The sequence below is a fragment of the Mesorhizobium sp. genome, assembly GCF_041661565.1.
Classification (GTDB): Bacteria; Pseudomonadota; Alphaproteobacteria; order Rhizobiales; family Rhizobiaceae; genus Mesorhizobium.
This window is the reverse complement of sequence record NZ_JBAZUD010000024.1, coordinates 25,962-43,613: the sequence shown is the minus strand read 5'-3', so window position 1 is coordinate 43,613 and position 17,652 is coordinate 25,962. Positions and strand designations below refer to the sequence as shown.

Below are 17,652 nucleotides of genomic sequence, written 5' to 3'. Positions count from 1 at the left end.
CCGAATGGTCGGTTTTCTACGAAAAGAGTTTCCGATGAGCGACCTGACACGACTGACGATCTCGCAGGCCCGCGCCAAGCTGCGCGGCAAGGAAATCACCGCGACCGATCTTACCGAGGCCTATCTGTCGGCCATTGATCGTGCCAATCCGGCGCTGAATGCCTATGTCGCGGTGACCGGCGACAAGGCGCGCGACATGGCCAAGGCCTCCGACGCCAGGCTGACCAAGGGCGAGGGCGGTGCGCTGGAAGGCATTCCGCTCGGCATCAAGGACCTGTTCGGCACCGAAGGTGTCCACACCCAGGCGTGCAGCCATGTGCTCGACGGCTTCAAGCCGCGCTACGAATCGACCGTTACCGCGAATCTGTGGGCCGACGGCGCGGTCATGCTGGGCAAGCTCAACATGGACGAATTCGCCATGGGCTCGTCGAACGAGACCTCCTACTATGGCCCTGTCATCAATCCCTGGCGGCGGTCGCGCGTCGATACGGTGGTGATGCCGACGACGCATCAGGGCGACGGGGGCTTCGTATCGGCTGGCGGCGCCAGGACCGCGCGTAGCCTCGACAATGCCCAACTGGTGCCGGGTGGTTCGTCCGGCGGTTCGGCGACCGCCGTTTCGGCCTTTCTGTGCGCCGGCGCCACGGCGACGGATACGGGCGGCTCGATCCGACAGCCTGCCGCCTTCACCGGCACGGTCGGCATCAAGCCGACCTATGGCCGCTGCTCGCGCTGGGGCATCGTCGCCTTCGCCTCGTCGCTCGACCAGGCCGGGCCGATCGCGCGCGATGTGCGCGACGCTGCGATCCTGCTGAAATCGATGGCCTCGGTCGATGCAAAGGACACGACCTCGGTCGACCGCCCGGTGCCGGATTATGAAGCGGCGATTGGCAAGCCGATCAAGGGCATGAAGGTAGGCATTCCCAGGGAATACCGCGTCGATGGCATGCCGGAAGAGATCGAGGCGCTCTGGCAGAAAGGAATTGCTTGGCTGAAGGACGCCGGCGCCGAGATCGTCGACATATCCTTGCCGCACACAAAATACGCACTGCCTGCCTATTACATCGTGGCGCCCGCCGAAGCGTCGTCCAATCTGGCGCGGTATGACGGCGTCCGCTACGGCTTGCGCGTGCCCGGCAAGGATATTGTCGACATGTACGAGAAGACCCGCGCCGCCGGCTTCGGCCGCGAGGTCAAGCGCCGCATCATGATCGGCACCTATGTGCTGTCGGCGGGCTATTATGATGCCTATTATCTGCAGGCGCAGAAGGTGCGCAACCTGATCAAGCGGGATTTCGAGACCGTCTTCGCCGCCGGGGTGGACGTCATCCTGACCCCGGCTACGCCATCGGCCGCCTTCGGCATCGCCGACGAGGACATGGCCGCCGATCCGGTCAAGATGTACCTCAACGACATTTTCACCGTCACGGTGAACATGGCCGGCCTGCCGGGCATCTCGGTGCCCGCCGGGCTCGACGCCAAGGGTCTGCCACTCGGGCTGCAGCTGATCGGGCGGCCGTTCGATGAGGAAACCCTGTTCCAGACCGCCGCCGTCATCGAGCAGGCGGCCGGCACCTTCCAGCCGGAACAATGGTGGTAAGGACGTCTCTCGTCCGGCGGGGTGAGCGATGTTCTTCTACCTTTCCAAGATCTTCTGGTTCTTCATCCAGCCGCTGAACCTGGCGATCTTTTTGCTGCTGGCGGGACTGCTCGCAGCCATGATCGGACGGCGGCGGTTCGCCGTCACCGGCAGTGCGGTTGCCTTTCTCATCCTTGCTCTGGCAGCCTGGACATCGCTCGGCGCCATGATGCTCACTCCGCTCGAACAGCGCTTTCCGCGCCCGCCCTTGCCGGCAAAGGTCGATGGCATCGTCGTATTGGGCGGCGGCTTCGAAGGCGCGATCAACCTGGCGCGCGGCGGCTATGAGCTGAATGCCGGCGGTGACCGAATGGTCGAGGCAGCAGTGCTGGCAAGACGTTTCCCCGAGGCGAAAGTGGTCGTTTCCGGAGGCAATGGCGAGCTCTTTCTCGACGGTGAAGGCGATGCCACGACAGCGCCCCGCCTGCTTGGCGCGCTTGGCGTCGCGCCGGAGCGGCTGATCCTCGAGAGCAAGTCTCGCAACACCTACGAAAACGCCGTGTTCACCAAGGCGCTGGTGACGCCGAAGCCCGGCGAAACCTGGCTTCTGGTCACGTCGGCCTTTCATATGCCGCGCGCCAAGGCGCTGTTCGACAAGGCCGGCTTTCCGACCGTTCCCTGGCCCGTCGACTACCGCACTTCCGGCAAGGAAGGCATAGGCCTGTTCCGCGACAACCCGGCTGATTCGCTGCAGGCAACCACCACGGCAACCCGCGAGTGGATTGGCCTCGTCGCCTACTGGCTGTCGGGCCGCATCGACCGGCCCTTTCCCGCGCCGGGCGGCTGACCGAGCACGGCCTGGCGCGCCGCCGAGAAGAATTGGCGGCGCACCAGTACGCCCAGCAACAACAGCGTCGACAGCACGAATACCGCAGGGTCGACGAACCAGCCGAGATAGCCGATCGAGAAGAACACGCCGCGCAGGCCGGAATTGAAGTGCTTCCCGGCCAGCATATTCATCTGCGTCGCGCGCCAGACCGCCGTTTCGGTGACCGGGTTGCGCGAGGCTTCGCCATGCGGGATCGGCACGGCGCCGATCAGGATCGTGCAGTAGTTGAACAGTCGGTAGGCCCAGCCGAACTTGAAGAACGAAAACGCCAGGATCAGCACCAGGCCGAAGACCTTTATCTGGAACGCCGCACGCGATGGCGCGCCGCCCAGAGGCAAGTCGCTCAGCACCTGCAGAACCCGGTCGGACGCGCCAAGCAAGGCGAAGCAGCCGCCGAGGGCGATCAGCGAGCTGGAGGCGAAAAAAGCAGTCCCTTGCTGCAGGCCGCTCATGATGGCGGTGTCGACGATGCGGATCTCGCGCTCGGCCATGGTCCGCATCCAGGCTTCGCGCTGCGTGTTCATGGCCGATGTCAGCGACATGCGGCTGATCAGTCTGCCGTCGGACGCCAGCGTGTGCAGCATCCAAGCCACAAGGAACAAAGCCAGCGCGGCCAGATCAGCTGTCGAAAGGTCGAGGGAATCGCCCATGGCCGAATTTACCACATTCAGCGCTATGGCTTCGATGGTCGCTTTTCGATTGCCGCGCCTGGCGATCGATGGCCAATGTCGCTACCGGAGCAAACGAGGTCGGCAGGCGCCGAGCCGCGATTCTCAAAAGAGCGGAAACATCGTCAGAGTTCCTATATGTGGTCCTCCGACGTGACTTCAGGAGACAACGTGTTCCTATCGGTTTTCGACCTGTTCAAGATCGGCATCGGACCTTCAAGCTCGCACACGATGGGCCCGATGACGGCTGCCGCCCGTTTCCTGGACGAAATCCTCAACGGCGACTGGCCGCGTCCAGCCGGCGTCGAGGTGGATCGCGTCGGCGCCAGCCTGCACGGCTCTCTCGCCTATACCGGCATCGGCCATGGCTCGGATCGCGCGGTGGTGCTCGGCCTGGCCGGCCTGACGCCGCAAACGGTCGATCCCGACCAGGCCGATGGTATCGCCGCGCGCATCGCCGGCGAAAAACGCCTTACGCCTCCAGGCCATCCTGCCTATCGTTTCGATCCGGCTGTCGACCTGGTTCTGGATCGCAAGACGCCGCTCACCGGCCACGCCAACGGCATGGCGTTTTACGCCTATGACGCCGGTGGCCGGCTGCTGCTCAAGCGCATCTACTATTCGATCGGCGGCGGCTTCGTGGTTTCCGAGGAAGAATTGCAGCGCATGAAGGCCAAGGGGTCGGTGACAACGGAGGGCAAGAACGTACCTTATCCGTTCAAGAATGCCGTCGAGATGCTGGCGATGGCAGGAAAAAGCGGACTCTCCATCGCCGACATGAAGCGCGTCAACGAAGAGACTCAGATGTCACGCGAGGAGCTCGATACCGGCCTCGACGGCATCTGGAGCGCCATGAAGGGCTGCATCGACCGCGGCCTGTCGCAGGACGGCATCATGCCGGGCGGGCTGAAGGTGCGTCGGCGCGCAAGGATGCTGCACGACAAGCTGCAGGAGGAGTGGCGGCAAAACAGGCCCAATCCCTTGCTCGCCAATGACTGGCTGTCGATATACGCGATGGCGGTCAATGAGGAGAACGCCGCCGGCGGGCGCGTCGTCACCGCGCCGACCAATGGGGCCGCCGGCACGCTGCCGGCCGTGCTGCGCTACTGGCTGCATTTCCATCCCGAGGCCGACCAGCCGAGCATCCGTGACTTCCTGCTGACCGCCGCCGCCATCGGTGGCATCATCAAGACGAATGCCTCGATCTCGGGCGCGGAGGTCGGTTGCCAGGGAGAAGTGGGCTCCGCGTCGGCGATGGCGGCGGCCGGCCTTTGCGCGGTGATGGGAGGCACGCCCGAACAGGTCGAGAATGCGGCCGAGATCGCGCTCGAGCATCATCTCGGAATGACCTGCGACCCTATTGGTGGCCTGGTGCAGGTGCCCTGCATCGAACGCAACGCGCTTGGCGCGGTCAAGGCCGTGACAGCGGCGTCGCTGGCCATCAAGGGCGACGGCATCCATTTCGTGCCGCTGGACGCGGCAATAGAAACCATGCGCCAGACCGGCCTCGACATGAACGAGAAGTACAAGGAAACGAGCCTTGGCGGCCTTGCCGTCAATGTCGTCGAGTGCTGAGGAACTGGCCCATGCCGGTGCTGTGGAGAAGTCGATCGGGCTGTTGACGCCTGAGTGAGCGGGTTTAAACCTCAAGCCATGGCTCTCAACATGCTAAAACTCTGCGTCGGCTGCGACAGTGTCGAGGATCTGGAAGAGTGGATCGCTTTCCGTCTCGACGAAAAGCGGCGTGCCGGCGAAGCGATCGAGCACTATCACACCACCCGCATGGTGCCGTCGCGCGCCGCCGAGATCACCGATGGCGGTTCGCTGTATTGGGTGATCAAGGGCATTGTGCAGTGCCGCCAGCTGATCACCGAAGTCCGGCCGTTCACCGACGGCGAGGGCATTGGCCGTTGCCATCTGGTTCTGGATCCGGAAGTCGTGCGCACGGACTGGCAGCCGCGCCGTGCTTTCCAGGGCTGGCGCTATCTCGAACTATCGGATGCGCCGGTTGATCTCGGCAAGGTCAAGGCGGGGCTCATCGAGATGCCGCCGAAACTCAGGCGCGAGCTTGCCGATCTCGGCTTGCTCTAGGTTCTCAAGCCCGAGCGTTCATGCCATGTCGCGGCGCTTTGCTGGCCCTCGATCTTGCTCCGCCCTGGACTTGCAAGCGGCACGGGAACGCCACATCTTGAAATTCATGAGCAATGAGAGCCCAAACAGATCGGCCGCAGCCAGCCCGCAAGCCATAGGCGGTAGGGCCGCGCCGTATGGCTATGCCGTCTCCCGGTCCGGGAAACGCCATGATCGCGGCGTAGCGACGACACCCATGGAGATCTTATGGCTGCTCGAATGGGCTGCGGATGTGCGGCGCGGTGAGACATGTTAGGCGCGATTATTGTTCTTATGGCAGTGCTGCTGGTGCTTCTTGGCGTCGCCACGGCGTTTCTTCGCGCCGATCCCGCCAGGCTGGCCAGCGCAGCGAGAACGATGGGTCCGCTCCTCCTGGCACTTGTCGGCCTTCCGGTGCTGCTCGTTGGGCGTGAAGCGATCGGCGGCATCATCTTGTTGGTGGCGATCGGCTGGTATGGCGCCACGCGCATGCGGCGTCCGGTTTCACCGCTGGCGCCTGGAAAACGCTCGACGGTCCGGACCGCCGCCATCGAGATGGAACTCGACCACGATACAGGCGGCCTCGAAGGACTGGTGCTGGCCGGCCGCCACGAAGGCAAGATGCTCGGTGCTATGGGATTGGCCGAAATGCGGCATTTCCACCATGAACTCTCCGGCGACGCGGAGAGTCGGCAGCTTCTAGAGACGTATCTTGACGGCAGATTTCCCGTCTGGCGCAAACACGCTGAGACGAACGGTGGCGAAAGGCTGGGTGTTGCGCCAGGTGCGGGCCCCATGACTAAGGAGGAGGCCTACAAGGTCCTTGGTCTTGAAGCGGGGGCCGCCGCGGCGGATGTCCGCAAGGCGCACCGCCGCCTGATGCAGCGCCTGCACCCCGATGTCGGCGGTACGTCTTTCCTGGCGGCGCGGATCAACGAAGCCAAGGACGTCTTGCTCTCCAATCACAACTAGTCTCCTTCGACGCAGAACTTTTTTCCGGGAGATTGGTCCACGCCGCCTTACTGCTGGACGGCGTAGCACTCGATGTTCTTCTTCTTCAAAGCTGTGCACGCCTTCCAGGCGGCGGTCTTCGACCCAAAGCCGCCGAAGCGGGCGCGGTAATAGGTGACGCCACCCTTCTCGAACGCGACGGTGAAACCGGAAGCATCGGCGAGCACCCTGGGCGCCTGCCTGCTGGTCTTGTCGAGGAAAGCCTGGGCTTCGGACTGTTTCGGTGACGATGCGACCTGGATCGCCCATCCCGACGGCACCGACGCGGTGTTGACCGGGTCGACGGTAGGCGCGGGCTCGGCGTAGGCTGCCACGGCCTGTGCGGTGGCGACCTTGGGGGCGGAGACGATGACGGTCTTCACCTTTCTTGCCGCTACAGCCGGCCTTTGCTCGACGACCTCTGTATTTTCTTCGCCATCACCGTTGGCCTCGTCCATGGCGGGGTGATCCCCGACGGACGAGTCGGCGCTGGCCATCGCGACAGGCTTGTCGTCCGGCGTCGGCGCGTCGCGCTTGGGCAGGAGAGCGTTGGCAATCGCCTTGATAGGGTTGTTGCTGTCGCCCTGGGCGACCAGGTCGCCGCCGCCGCGGGTCGAAGCGCGCGGCAGATAGGTGTTGATCAAGGCGGCCATCTGGTTGTCACGGCTGCTGCCCGACGTGCCACCCATGACCACGCCAACAAGGCGGCGGTTGCCATCGGAGACCGACGAGACGAGGTTGAAGCCGGACGCGCGGGTATAGCCGGTCTTGATGCCGTCGACACCCTTTATGCGTCCCAGAAGGCGGTTGTGACCGTTGATGCGCTGGCGTCCATACATGAAGGAACGCTGCGCGAAGTAGCCGTAATATTGCGGGAAATGCTCCCTCAGCGCGATGCCGAGAGTCGCCATGTCGCGTGCGGTGGTGAACTGGCCGGGGTTGGGCAGTCCGTTGGCATTGCGAAAGACGGTGCCGTTCATGCCTAACTGCCGCGCCTTGGCGGTCATCATGCGGGCGAAATTGGATTCGGTGCCGCCCAGCATCTCGCCGAGCGCGGTTGCGGAGTCGTTTGCCGACTTGGTGACTATCGACAGGATCGCGGTGTCGACCGTGACCGAACCTCCCGCCTTGACGCCCAGCTTGGTCGGCGCCTGGTCGGCGGCATGGCTCGAGAATGCGACCGGCGAGGACCGGCTGATCTTGCCCTTCGCCAACGCCTCGAATGTCAGATAGAGCGTCATCATCTTGGTGAGCGATGCCGGATAGCGCCTGCCGTCGGCATCCGCCGAGTAGAGCACCTTGCCGGTCTTGGCGTCGATGACGATTGCGGCCTGCCTGGCCGCCAAAGACGAAGCCGCATCCGCGACCACGAATGTCATCGCCATGGCGACGATCATGATCGTCCTGAGAGGGGAGGTGGATTTGGAAACGAGTCCCGACAACGCCTGACGCACTGGTACTTCCTTTGAGTTTCTCGTTGCGTTGGAGGCGGCAAAGGGATCCTGCCTCGCTTCTGGGCAAGCTAGTGGGGCAGCGTTACCAATCCGTTTATGGTAACCGGCGCGTTCACCATTTTCTTCGGGCTTGAGGTTTTCTTTATTCGATTTTTAGCGATTGACCCTCTCGGCGGGCTGAAATGCCGAGGAATATTGACTTTTGTGCGCCGCACAATATATTACGGTGCATTGCACAGGGCGCCCCGAATGCGGACGCCTCAACCGTCAAGGGATTGCGTTAAAATGACCCAGACCTATGAGGACTTCAGCAAATACGGCAAGGACTTCGCCGACACAGGATTGAAGAGCTTTGCTTCGCTGTCCAAGGGCGCGCAGGCGATCGCGACCGAGGCGGGCGAATACACCAAGAAGAGCTTCGAGGCAGGCAGTGCCGCAGCGGAGAAGATCTTTTCCGCCAAGTCGCTTGATAAGGCGATCGAGATCCAGACCGACTATGCCAAGAAGTCCTACGAGGCGTTCGTTGCCGAGGCAACCAAGATTGGCGACCTTTATGCCGAACTGGCCAAGGAAGCTTACAGGCCGTTTGAATCGATCGTCGCCAAGGCGAAATAGTTTCGCGCGAGCGAAGTGGTTTCGCCTAGCCGAAGCTCCTTCGCCGGCCGTGACCGAGATTTGGTCCATTGGACCCGGGACAAAACCCGGCCGCGTCAGCGCGGCCGGGTTTTTCATGTCTGGTTGCGTTCGGGGACCTCGCGCCGCCTCATCATCGCGAAATTGCCGGCAAGATCGAAAAAAACGGCCGGCTTTGGGCACCTAGCCATATTGTCAGCTAAACAGAAGGGCTTAAAATCGTCCATCGAACACCTACATGTTGAGCTCGCATGAGGATTCGAAAAGGCAGGAATACGTGACGATCGGTTTGACTGCCACGAGACGAGTGGCGCGAATGCAAAACGGCGGCGGCGACGGCAATGGCGTCGGTCGCGGGACGGCTGTTATCACGCGCACAAAAACCAAGACCAAGAAGCCCAGCCTTTACCGGGTTCTCATCCTCAACGACGACTACACTCCGATGGAGTTCGTGGTTCACATCCTGGAGCGGTTTTTCCAGAAGGACCGCGAAGCTGCCACGCGCATCATGCTTCATGTTCACAATCATGGAGTGGGCGAGTGCGGGGTCTATACATTCGAGGTGGCCGAGACCAAAGTGTCTCAGGTCATGGATTTCGCCCGACAGAATCAGCATCCGCTGCAATGCGTGATGGAGAAGAAGTGAGGTAACATGCCGGCTTTCTCCCAAGGCCTGGAAAAGGCGCTTCACCAGGCGCTGACGCTCGCCAATGAGCGGCACCATGAATATGCAACCCTTGAGCATCTGCTGCTCGCGTTGATCGACGACACCGAGGCGGCCGCCGTCATGCGCGCCTGCAACGTGGATCTCGATGAGCTGAAGCACACTGTTCTCACCTATATCGACACCGAGCTCGACAACCTGGTCACCGGCTACGACGAGGATTCCAAGCCGACGGCCGGCTTCCAGCGCGTCATCCAGCGCGCCGTGATCCACGTGCAGTCGTCGGGTCGGGAGGAAGTGTCCGGCGCCAACGTGCTCGTCGCCATCTTCGCCGAGCGGGAGAGCCATGCCGCCTATTTCCTGCAGGAACAGCAGATGACGCGCTACGACGCGGTCAACTATATCTCGCACGGCATCGCCAAGCGTCCTGGCGCCTCCGAGTCACGTTCGCCTCGCGGCGCCGATGACGAGCAGGGCGGCCAGAACGGCGCCGAGCCGCAGGAGGAAGGCGGCAAGAAGAAGCAGCAGCAGGACGCGCTGACTGCTTATTGCGTCAACCTCAACAACAAGGCCAAGGCCGGCAAGATCGATCCGCTGATCGGCCGCGACATCGAGATCAACCGCACCATCCAGGTGCTGTGCCGCCGCTCGAAAAACAACCCGCTCTATGTCGGTGATCCCGGCGTCGGCAAGACGGCGATCGCCGAAGGCCTCGCCAAGCGCATCGTCGAGGGCGATGTTCCCGAAGTGCTGCACAACGCCACCATATTCGCGCTCGACATGGGCACGCTTCTGGCCGGCACGCGCTATCGCGGTGATTTCGAGGAACGGCTGAAGCAGGTCGTCAAGGAGCTCGAGGATTATCCGGGCGCCGTGCTGTTCATCGACGAGATCCACACGGTGATCGGCGCCGGCGCCACATCGGGCGGCGCCATGGATGCGTCTAACCTGTTGAAGCCGGCATTGTCCTCTGGTGCGATCCGCTGCATCGGCTCGACCACCTACAAGGAGTTCCGCCAGTTCTTCGAGAAGGACCGCGCGCTTGTGCGGCGCTTCCAGAAGATCGACGTCAACGAGCCGACCATCGAGGACGCCATCGAGATCATGAAGGGCCTCAAGCCCTATTATGAGGAATTCCACAAGGTGAAGTTCACCAATGAGGCGATCAAGGCCTCGGTGGAACTGTCGGCTCGCTACATCAACGACCGCAAGCTGCCCGACAAGGCGATCGACGTGATCGACGAAACGGGCGCCTCGCAGATGCTGGTGCCGGAAGCCAAGCGCAAGAAGACGATCGGCATCAAGGAGATCGAGGCAACGATCGCCACCATGGCGCGCATCCCGCCGAAGACGGTTTCGGCCGACGACGAGAAGGTGCTGCAGGGTCTCGATATCGAGTTGAAGCGCGTCGTCTACGGCCAGGACACCGCGATCACCGCGCTGACCTCGGCCATCAAGCTGGCGCGAGCCGGCCTGCGCGAGCCGGAGAAGCCGATCGGGTCGTACCTGTTCTCGGGCCCGACCGGCGTCGGCAAGACCGAAGTGGCCAAGCAATTGGCGTCCTCGCTTGGCGTCGAGCTGATCCGCTTCGACATGTCGGAATACATGGAACGCCACACCGTATCGCGGCTGATCGGCGCACCTCCCGGCTATGTCGGCTTTGACCAGGGCGGTCTCCTAACCGATGGGGTCGACCAGCACCCGCACTGCGTGCTGTTGCTGGACGAAGTCGAGAAGGCACATCCTGACCTGTTCAACATCCTGTTGCAGGTGATGGATCACGGCAAGCTGACGGACCATAACGGCAAGCAGATCGACTTCCGCAATGTCATCCTGATCATGACCACCAATGCGGGTGCGTCTGATGCTCAGCGCGCGGCGATCGGGTTCGGTTCGACCAAGCGCGAAGGCGACGATGTCGAGGCGATCAACCGGCTGTTCACGCCGGAATTCCGCAATCGACTCGATGCGATCATCCCGTTCGGCTCGCTGCCGGTGCCGGTTATCCACCAGGTGGTGCAGAAGTTCGTCATGCAGCTTGAGGCGCAACTCTCCGAGCGGGGCGTCACCTTCGACCTGTCGCCGGAAGCCATCGCCTGGCTCGCCGACAAGGGATACGATGAGCGCATGGGTGCACGGCCGCTTGGCCGCGTGATCCAGGAGCACATCAAGAAGCCGCTGGCCGACGAGGTTCTGTTCGGCAAGCTCAAGAAGGGCGGCACGGTGCGTGTCACCGTCGAGAAGAAGGAAACCGGCGAGACCGGCCTGAAACTCGATTCGCTTGCCGATGAGGCGCCGGTCACGCCGAAGAAGGAAGAGCCGGAAGAAGCACCGAAGCCTCCCAAGGCCGCGGCGAAAAAGCCTGCCCCGAAGAAGGTGGCGGCGCAGAAGCCGGAAGCCAAGGGCAAGGATGGCGGCAAGCGCAGCCTGGTGCCGCAACTGCCCCGAAAAGGTTGACAAGAACCAGAGTTAAGAAAAGCCCCGGAAACGGGGCTTTTCTCATTGGAGGAGAGGTGGAACATGGCCGGGTCCGGACAGATCATCATCCTCAACGGTGCGCCGCGATCAGGAAAATCGAGCATCGTTGCCGCCATACAGGAGAGCTTCGAGGGCGTCTGGACCAATCTGGGCGTCGACAGCTACGCCCAGATCCGCCGCCGCGGTACCGTCCCGGAATTGGTCTGCGGCCAGGCGGCGAACGCCCCGATCTCGAACTGCTGGTGTCTCAACTCTACGCGGCTCTTTACGAATCGATCGCCGCCCACAGCCGGCTGGGGTTGAATGTCGTGGCGGATGTCGGTCATCATGACAGCTATTCGCGGCCCCTCGATTGTCTTGCCGATTGTGCCCGGCGGTTGGTTGGCCTGCCGGTTCTGTTCATCGGGGTTCGCTGCCCGATCGACGTGATCTTGCAGAGGCGCGCCGAGAGCGCCGAGGAGAATGCCTACGTGATTGGCTCGCCCGCGGACCCCGCACCTTTGCCGGTGCGCCTCTGGCAGGAGGCAGTGCACAGTCCAGGACTCTACGACCTGGAGGTCGACACTTCGGTTCTCAGCCCGATGCAGTGCGCGGAAAGGATCAGCGAGCTCCTTCAGCAGGGCCCGCGACCCACGGCGTTTCAGAAATTATCCAATCCGCCCTTTGCCGGTCCGGTACCGTTTTGACCGCATGGAGGTGTCGTCAGGCCGGCACTAGAGCAATTCCAGGAAAAGTGTGAAACGGTTTTCCGTGCGGAATTGCGTCAAAACAAAGAGTTAGAGCGGTTTGCCGTTTCCGTGAAACGGTGAACTGCTCTAGAACGAGGAGGTCGCTTCACGCCGAAACCCCTCCGGTGCCAAGCGGGCCAAGAAGTATCCGCTCGTCTTCCAGATGGTGAGCGACACCAGCGCTCCCGCATAGCCATCCAGGGCATAGTGCCAGCCAAGGACGACTGAGCCGACCATGATGACACCGGCGAATGTCCACATCAGAATACCGGCCAGCCAGGAACGGCGTGTTGCGTAAAGCGCGAAGAGCACCGCCATCGCGACGTGCAGGGATGGGAACGCGGATATCCCGATACTGCCGCTGGTCTCGCCGATATAGCCGCTCCACAAGAGGTCTTGTGTGTTGAGGGCCCAGATCGGATAGACGCGATCGGCCGCAGCCAGCGCTTGCATCAGCGGATGAAAGTCGCTTCCGAGCCCCAGCCGCTCAAAGTAGCATGGCCCCGCCGACGACAGGCCCATCGCCAGGAAGAAGCCCCCCAGAATCCATATCAGCATGAAGCTCATCAGGAATTGATGCCGCAGCCGCGTATCCTTGCGTGTGATGCAGGCGGTGAAGACGGTGGCGATGAGCGCGATAAACCAGAAATTATACGCGATGTTGAGCATCCTCACCGCAAACGGTGACTGGACGACAAACCATAGCCATTCATTGGGCGCGCGACCGAAATGGAGAGCCCGGTCGGCTTGAGCCAACGTCTGATCCCATGCGAAAGGGGACAGGATCGCAATGGCCCCCTTGAGGACGCCTACGGCGGATATGAATACAATGATTGCAACCAGACCATTCAGGCTATTGGCCGCGCGCTCGGCGTCGCCGAAGAAGTTGCCTAGTGAGCGCAGAAACGTCCCGAGCGGCTTACGATCACGCTTGACCACTGCGAGGTGGAAGAAGCTGCCGACGGCGAAGGCGCAGCCGCACAGCCAGAAAGCGATGAACATATAATACGCGTATTCCATCACGGCGCCGAGATTTGGCATGTTTCCCGTCTGCATACCGACCGCGGCTGCCAAGAGCAGGGCGGCGATGGCCATCGCGTGAAGCAGCCGGTGCCGCTGATAGGCATCGGTCAGGGCGCGCAGGAAAGTGCGCCCGGCAATTACCCTCGCCAACGGTCTCGATACCGCAAACGAACCGTCCATGATCTCGAAAACCCAAACCCGTCGTCTCCGCATATCCTACAGCCAGAGGGTTTGATACTTCGCTAACAGATGATTCGAGTTCGGATCCGTCGTCGCGCCAGGCTCGAGCCGTTGGCCGGCAAGCCGGTCCTGTCCAGTTCGGGAAGCGATTGCTGCCGGAGGGCCGTCGGACGGCGCGATCAGTCCTCAATCATCCAGCGCCGCGCGGATCTTTTCGGCACTTGCAGCCAGCACCTCCGGTTTTTCCCTCCCGCCGCTATGCGGCTTCAGCGGGATGCCCTCGAAGCGTGGAATGACGTGCACATGGAGATGGTAGACGGTTTGCCCCGAAGCCGGCTCGTTGAACTGCAGGATGGTGACGCCGTCGGCGCCAAAAGCCCTCTTGATTGCCAGCGCCACCTTCTGAACGACCGTGAAGAGCGGGCCGAGCGTTGCCGGGTCGGCATCCAGCAGATTGCGCGACGGCGCCTTGGGCACCACCAGTGTATGGCCCGGCCCCTGCGGCATCGCATCCATGAACGCCACGACGGCGTCGTCCTCGTAGACGCGATGCGAGGGAAACTCACCGCGCAGGATCTTGGCAAAGATGTTGTCGGGATCGTAAGTGGCTTCAGCCATGGCGCGCTCCGGATTGTGCCTTGCCTTCCGTGTACCGAAGCCGTCACAGGCCGGCAAGACGATCAGGCAAGACGACAAAGCGCGTTGGGCGCGCCAAGCCTGCGCATCACTCCTCGTCCGATGGATCCGATTTGCGGAAAGGCGTGTGTCCTTCCAGATATTCGCTCATTCGTTCTACCTCGCGCCGTTCGCGCTCGAGGTAGTCGGCAACGGCGTTGCGCAGGCCGGGATGGGCGATGTAGTGGGCCGAATGCATGGTCACCGGGCGGTAGCCGCGCGCCAGCTTGTGCTCGCCCTGGGCACCTGCCTCCACCACCTTCAGTTTGCGCGAGATGGCGAAGTCGATCGCCTGGTGATAGCAGACCTCGAAATGCAGGAACGGATGGTCCTCGATGCAGCCCCAGTTGCGGCCATAGAGCGCGTCGGAGCCAATGAAGTTGATGGCGCCCGCGACATAGCGGCCGTTGCGCCTGGCCATCACCAGCAGGATATCGTCGGCCATGCGTTCGCCGATCAAGGAGAAGAACTGGCGGTTGAGATAGGGCCGACCCCATTTGCGGCTGCCGGTGTCCACGTAGAAGGCGAAGAAGTCGTCCCAGGCCTTCTCGGTGAGGTCTTTGCCGGTCAGCCAGTCGATCGAGATGCCGTTGGCGAGCGCTTCGCGCCTTTCCTTCTTCATCGCCTTGCGCTTGCGCGAGGCAAGGGTGGCGAGGAAGTCGTCATAAGTTGAAAAGCCGTCGTTGAAGAAATGGAACTGCTGGTCGGTGCGGTGCAGGAACCCAGCCGCCTCCAGCACCTCCACGTCGCTCTCCTGCGCGAAGGTGACATGGGCGGATGAAACGCCAAGCTTGTCCGTGACCGCCTTCAGCCCGGCAGCCAGCCCTGCCTTGACGGTGTCGATATCCTCGCCCCTGGTGACCAGCAGTCGGGGTCCGGTGACCGGTGTGAACGGCACCGAGCACTGCAGCTTGGGATAGTAGCGGCCGCCGGCGCGCTCGAACGCATCCGACCAGCCATGATCGAACACATATTCGCCCTGGCTGTGCGACTTGAGATAGCACGGGACCGCACCGAGCAGCTTGCCCTTCGCGTTCTCCAGCCTCAGGTGATGACCTTGCCAGCCGGTGCGCCGCACGGCACATCCGGAATCTTCCACCGCACTCAGAAAGGCGAAGGAAACGAGCGGGTTATAGCTGTTTTCGGCATCGCCGCGCGTGGTGCCGCCGAACCCATTCCATTCATCGGACGTGAAAGCACTGATGCCTGCGGCGACGCGGATCGAATACTCCGCATTCGCCGCTTGCCCGTCGCCGTCATCACCTTGATCCATACCGCCTATTTAAGCCCTGCGGGTGCGCGCACAAGTCCGTTTCAAACCGGCTTGTCTATGCGACGTTCAATTGATCGGGATCGAATCCCTCGAACGTCATCTGGTCGGCATATCTGAAAGTGAGATCGACGGCGGGCTGGTCCTGCACGGTCCATGTGATCACCGGCATGCCAAGCTTTTCGCGCACGAAGCTGACGAAGCGGTTCGGCAGGTCGCCAGCCGCATAGGAGGTGAAGGCGAGTTCATGCGCCAGCATGGAGAAATGCGCCTCGATCAGCTGGTTGTCCTTGCCGTAGGCGGTCAGCCCGCCCGGAATGCCCGGGGCATGTTTCGAAAAGTCGCGGATCAGCCAGTGGTCGAACGACATGATCGCCGCCTTGCCCTCATAGCGCTTGAGCATCTTGCCGACATGCGCCACCAGACCTTCGTCGCGCCCGGGGATACCCTTCAGTTCGACCACGATCGGCACGCGGCCGTCGACCAGGTCGAGCGCTTCGCGCAGCGTCGGCACATGATCCGACGTGCCGCCGATCCTCAGCGCCGTCAATTCCGCCGCCGAACGCTGCCATATGAAGCCGTCCTGTCCGGTCAGTCTCTTCAGATCATCGTCATGAATGACCACGGGGACACCGTCCGAAGACAGGTGCACGTCGCATTCGATGGCATAGCCGCGCTCGACCGCCGCAGCGAAGGCTGAAAGCGTGTTTTCCCACCGGGACTTGTTCATGTCGTGGAAGCCGCGATGGGCGACGGGCCGCGCGGTCAGCCAGGAGAGGTCGGTCATGACTTGGCGCCCACTCATTCGACTTCGAAGATGGCTTCGACTTCCACCGCGGCATTAAGCGGCAGGGAGGCGGTGCCGACGGCGGAGCGGGCATGCTTGCCGGGCTCGCCAAGCGCCGCCACCAGGAAATCGGAAGCGCCGTTGGCAACCAGATGCTGCTCGACGAAATCCGGCGTCGAGGCGACAAAAACCGTGATCTTCACCAGGCGGCGGATCTTCTCGAGATCGCCAAGTGCCGCCTTGGCCTGCGCCAGAATGTTGATCGCGCAATACTTCGCCGCATCCTTGCCGGCCGCGGTGTCGACGTCGCGGCCAAGCAGGCCGCTCGCCTGCAACTTGCCGTCCTTGAGCGGCAACTGGCCGGCAGTGAACAGCAGATTGCCGGTCCGGCAATAGGGCACGTAATTGGCCGCGGGCGCGGCCGCGACTGGAAGCGTGACGCCCAGACCGCTGAGCCGCTTTTCGATTGTTTCACTCATGGTATTTCCCTATTGCTTGAACGGCCGCGCTGGCCGGGGCCGAAATTGCTATTTTTGCCTCGCTTCCGCCACGACTTTTTTTAAGCTGGACAATCTTTCCCTGCGGCCCGCCATCAGCCGCGACGATCGGAGTACCTCATGCGCGCAACGCGCTTTGCCTTCCATGCCGTATTGTTGTCGACCGCTCTCTCGATAGACCCTGCGTTCGCGGTGCCGGCCCTGCAGGCTCACCGCGCGGTCTACGACCTTTCCCTCGACAAGGCATCCGATCGCTCCGGCATAACGGGCATATCCGGCCGCATGGTCTATGAGTTCAACGGCTCGGCCTGCGAGGGCTATACGGTGAAGTTCCGCTTCGTCACCCAGATTGTCACCGCCGACAACACCAGGCTGACGGACCAGCAGACCACCACTTTCGAGGACGCCGAGGGCAAGACTTTTTCGTTCGTGACGAAATCCTTCGTCGACCAGAACCTCGACAAGGAGGTCAAGGGCGTCGCCACGAAAGACACCAAGGGGCTCAAGGTCGACATCGACAAGCCCGAAAAGAGCAGCGTCGAACTATCGACGACCCAGTTCCCGACCCAGCATCTGGTCGAACTCATCGGCAAGGCCGAAAAGGGCGAGAGTTTCTACGAGACCAACCTGTTCGACGGTTCCGAGGACGCCAACAAGGTGATGACGACCACCGTCGTCGTCGGCAAGAAAACCGATGCCGACAAGGCCGACCCCGAGGCGCCGGCACTGTCGAAACTCGCCACCGACAAATTCTGGCCGGTGGACATCGCCTACTTCAACGACACCGGCAAGACGGGCGAAGAAGTCCCGGAATACCGGATCAGCTTCAAACTGCATGAAAACGGCATCACGCGCGATCTCGTCATGGACTATGGCGACTTCTCGATGACGGGAAAGCTGGTCAATCTTTCGCTGTTCGACCAGCCGAAGGCCTGTCCGACCAAGTAAGGCGCAAGCGGCTGTTGCAGCCGCTATGATCCCACCGTGACCCGGCGATCGACTGGAACGCGCGCAATCGGTCCTCAATT

Annotated in this window: 16 protein-coding genes and 1 pseudogene; 10 read left to right on the top strand and 7 right to left on the bottom strand. The window is 62.2% G+C overall.

The features are described from left to right. Nucleotides 1-34 precede the first annotated feature (34 nt). Nucleotides 35-1,600: an amidase gene (locus tag WC739_RS06860; RefSeq protein ID WP_372952267.1), complete on the top strand. Its 1,566-nt coding sequence runs from the start codon at nt 35-37 to the stop codon at nt 1,598-1,600. Between the two features lie 28 nt (nt 1,601-1,628). Then, on the top strand, nt 1,629-2,426 hold the full coding sequence (locus tag WC739_RS06855; protein WP_372952266.1) for a YdcF family protein: 798 nt from the start codon (nt 1,629-1,631) through the stop codon (nt 2,424-2,426). On the opposite strand, the gene WC739_RS06850 is transcribed toward WC739_RS06855, so the two are convergent. Next, the gene (locus tag WC739_RS06850) at nt 2,375-3,118 is read right to left on the bottom strand and encodes a DUF599 domain-containing protein (protein ID WP_372952265.1); all 744 of its coding nucleotides are present in this window, start codon (nt 3,116-3,118) and stop codon (nt 2,375-2,377) included. The two genes, WC739_RS06855 and WC739_RS06850, sit on opposite strands and share 52 nt — an antisense overlap. A 189-nt stretch (nt 3,119-3,307) precedes the next feature. On the opposite strand from WC739_RS06850, the gene WC739_RS06845 reads away from it, so the two are divergent. The 3 genes from WC739_RS06845 (at nt 3,308) to WC739_RS06835 (ending at nt 6,217) form a co-directional block, all read left to right on the top strand. Beyond that, a complete protein-coding gene (locus WC739_RS06845) occupies nt 3,308-4,711 on the top strand; it encodes an L-serine ammonia-lyase (protein ID WP_372952264.1) in 1,404 nt (467 codons plus the stop codon). A 78-nt stretch (nt 4,712-4,789) separates the two neighbouring features. Then, a complete protein-coding gene (locus WC739_RS06840; protein WP_372952263.1) occupies nt 4,790-5,227 on the top strand; it encodes a DUF1489 family protein in 438 nt (145 codons plus the stop codon). Between the two features lie 288 nt (nt 5,228-5,515). Beyond that, nucleotides 5,516-6,217 (top strand): DnaJ domain-containing protein, encoded by a 702-nt coding sequence (locus tag WC739_RS06835; protein WP_372952262.1) that lies wholly within the window; start codon nt 5,516-5,518, stop codon nt 6,215-6,217. Between the two features lie 47 nt (nt 6,218-6,264). On the opposite strand, the gene WC739_RS06830 is transcribed toward WC739_RS06835, so the two are convergent. After that, nucleotides 6,265-7,689, bottom strand: a complete 1,425-nt coding sequence (locus WC739_RS06830; RefSeq protein WP_372952261.1) for a D-alanyl-D-alanine carboxypeptidase — start codon at nt 7,687-7,689, stop codon at nt 6,265-6,267. Nucleotides 7,690-7,974: 285 nt separating this feature from the next. Here WC739_RS06830 and WC739_RS06825 point away from each other — a divergent pair, with 285 nt between their 5' ends. From WC739_RS06825 to WC739_RS06810, 4 genes and pseudogenes are all read left to right on the top strand, one after another. Beyond that, the gene (locus WC739_RS06825; RefSeq protein WP_372952260.1) at nt 7,975-8,304 is read left to right on the top strand and encodes a phasin family protein; all 330 of its coding nucleotides are present in this window, start codon (nt 7,975-7,977) and stop codon (nt 8,302-8,304) included. Nucleotides 8,305-8,638: 334 nt separating this feature from the next. After that, nucleotides 8,639-8,968: an ATP-dependent Clp protease adapter ClpS gene (clpS, locus tag WC739_RS06820; protein WP_372952259.1), complete on the top strand. Its 330-nt coding sequence runs from the start codon at nt 8,639-8,641 to the stop codon at nt 8,966-8,968. Between the two features lie 6 nt (nt 8,969-8,974). Next, entirely contained in the window at nt 8,975-11,443 is a 2,469-nt protein-coding gene (gene clpA / locus WC739_RS06815; RefSeq protein WP_372952258.1) for an ATP-dependent Clp protease ATP-binding subunit ClpA, read from the top strand. A 63-nt stretch (nt 11,444-11,506) separates the two neighbouring features. Further along, nucleotides 11,507-12,150, top strand: a pseudogene (locus tag WC739_RS06810) (chloramphenicol phosphotransferase CPT family protein). Between the two features lie 129 nt (nt 12,151-12,279). Here the strand turns inward: WC739_RS06810 and WC739_RS06805 are convergent. The 5 genes from WC739_RS06805 to WC739_RS06785 form a co-directional block, all read right to left on the bottom strand. Then, complete coding sequence (locus WC739_RS06805) at nt 12,280-13,395, bottom strand: phosphatase PAP2 family protein (protein WP_372952257.1); 1,116 nt, start codon at nt 13,393-13,395, stop codon at nt 12,280-12,282. A 186-nt stretch (nt 13,396-13,581) separates the two neighbouring features. After that, nucleotides 13,582-14,013 (bottom strand): HIT family protein, encoded by a 432-nt coding sequence (locus WC739_RS06800; protein WP_372952256.1) that lies wholly within the window; start codon nt 14,011-14,013, stop codon nt 13,582-13,584. A gap of 106 nt (nt 14,014-14,119) precedes the next feature. After that, nucleotides 14,120-15,343 (bottom strand): GNAT family N-acetyltransferase, encoded by a 1,224-nt coding sequence (locus WC739_RS06795; protein WP_372952255.1) that lies wholly within the window; start codon nt 15,341-15,343, stop codon nt 14,120-14,122. A gap of 55 nt (nt 15,344-15,398) precedes the next feature. Then, nucleotides 15,399-16,127 carry a glycerophosphodiester phosphodiesterase gene (locus tag WC739_RS06790; RefSeq protein ID WP_372952254.1) on the bottom strand — a complete coding sequence of 243 codons (729 nt, stop codon included), beginning with the start codon at nt 16,125-16,127 and terminating at the stop codon, nt 15,399-15,401. A gap of 14 nt (nt 16,128-16,141) precedes the next feature. Then, on the bottom strand, nt 16,142-16,606 hold the full coding sequence (locus WC739_RS06785) for a RidA family protein (protein ID WP_372952253.1): 465 nt from the start codon (nt 16,604-16,606) through the stop codon (nt 16,142-16,144). A gap of 138 nt (nt 16,607-16,744) precedes the next feature. Here WC739_RS06785 and WC739_RS06780 point away from each other — a divergent pair, with 138 nt between their 5' ends. Then, complete coding sequence (locus WC739_RS06780; protein ID WP_372952252.1) at nt 16,745-17,572, top strand: cell envelope integrity EipB family protein; 828 nt, start codon at nt 16,745-16,747, stop codon at nt 17,570-17,572. Nucleotides 17,573-17,652: the final 80 nt, after the last annotated feature.

Excerpts from the sequence above, each read along its gene's own strand:
- WC739_RS06850 (WP_372952265.1), bottom strand. The coding sequence starts at position 3,118 with ATGGGCGATTCCCTCGACCTTTCGACAGCTGATCTGGCCGCGCTGGCT.
- WC739_RS06785 (WP_372952253.1), bottom strand. The coding sequence starts at position 16,606 with ATGAGTGAAACAATCGAAAAGCGGCTCAGCGGTCTGGGCGTCACGCTT.
- clpS (WP_372952259.1), top strand. The coding sequence starts at position 8,639 with ATGCAAAACGGCGGCGGCGACGGCAATGGCGTCGGTCGCGGGACGGCT.
- WC739_RS06780 (WP_372952252.1), top strand. The coding sequence starts at position 16,745 with ATGCGCGCAACGCGCTTTGCCTTCCATGCCGTATTGTTGTCGACCGCT.
- WC739_RS06825 (WP_372952260.1), top strand. The coding sequence starts at position 7,975 with ATGACCCAGACCTATGAGGACTTCAGCAAATACGGCAAGGACTTCGCC.
- WC739_RS06855 (WP_372952266.1), top strand. The coding sequence starts at position 1,629 with ATGTTCTTCTACCTTTCCAAGATCTTCTGGTTCTTCATCCAGCCGCTG.
- WC739_RS06795 (WP_372952255.1), bottom strand. The coding sequence starts at position 15,343 with ATGGATCAAGGTGATGACGGCGACGGGCAAGCGGCGAATGCGGAGTAT.
- WC739_RS06860 (WP_372952267.1), top strand. The coding sequence starts at position 35 with ATGAGCGACCTGACACGACTGACGATCTCGCAGGCCCGCGCCAAGCTG.
- WC739_RS06835 (WP_372952262.1), top strand. The coding sequence starts at position 5,516 with ATGTTAGGCGCGATTATTGTTCTTATGGCAGTGCTGCTGGTGCTTCTT.
- clpA (WP_372952258.1), top strand. The coding sequence starts at position 8,975 with ATGCCGGCTTTCTCCCAAGGCCTGGAAAAGGCGCTTCACCAGGCGCTG.
- WC739_RS06805 (WP_372952257.1), bottom strand. The coding sequence starts at position 13,395 with ATGGACGGTTCGTTTGCGGTATCGAGACCGTTGGCGAGGGTAATTGCC.
- WC739_RS06840 (WP_372952263.1), top strand. The coding sequence starts at position 4,790 with ATGGCTCTCAACATGCTAAAACTCTGCGTCGGCTGCGACAGTGTCGAG.
- WC739_RS06790 (WP_372952254.1), bottom strand. The coding sequence starts at position 16,127 with ATGACCGACCTCTCCTGGCTGACCGCGCGGCCCGTCGCCCATCGCGGC.
- WC739_RS06800 (WP_372952256.1), bottom strand. The coding sequence starts at position 14,013 with ATGGCTGAAGCCACTTACGATCCCGACAACATCTTTGCCAAGATCCTG.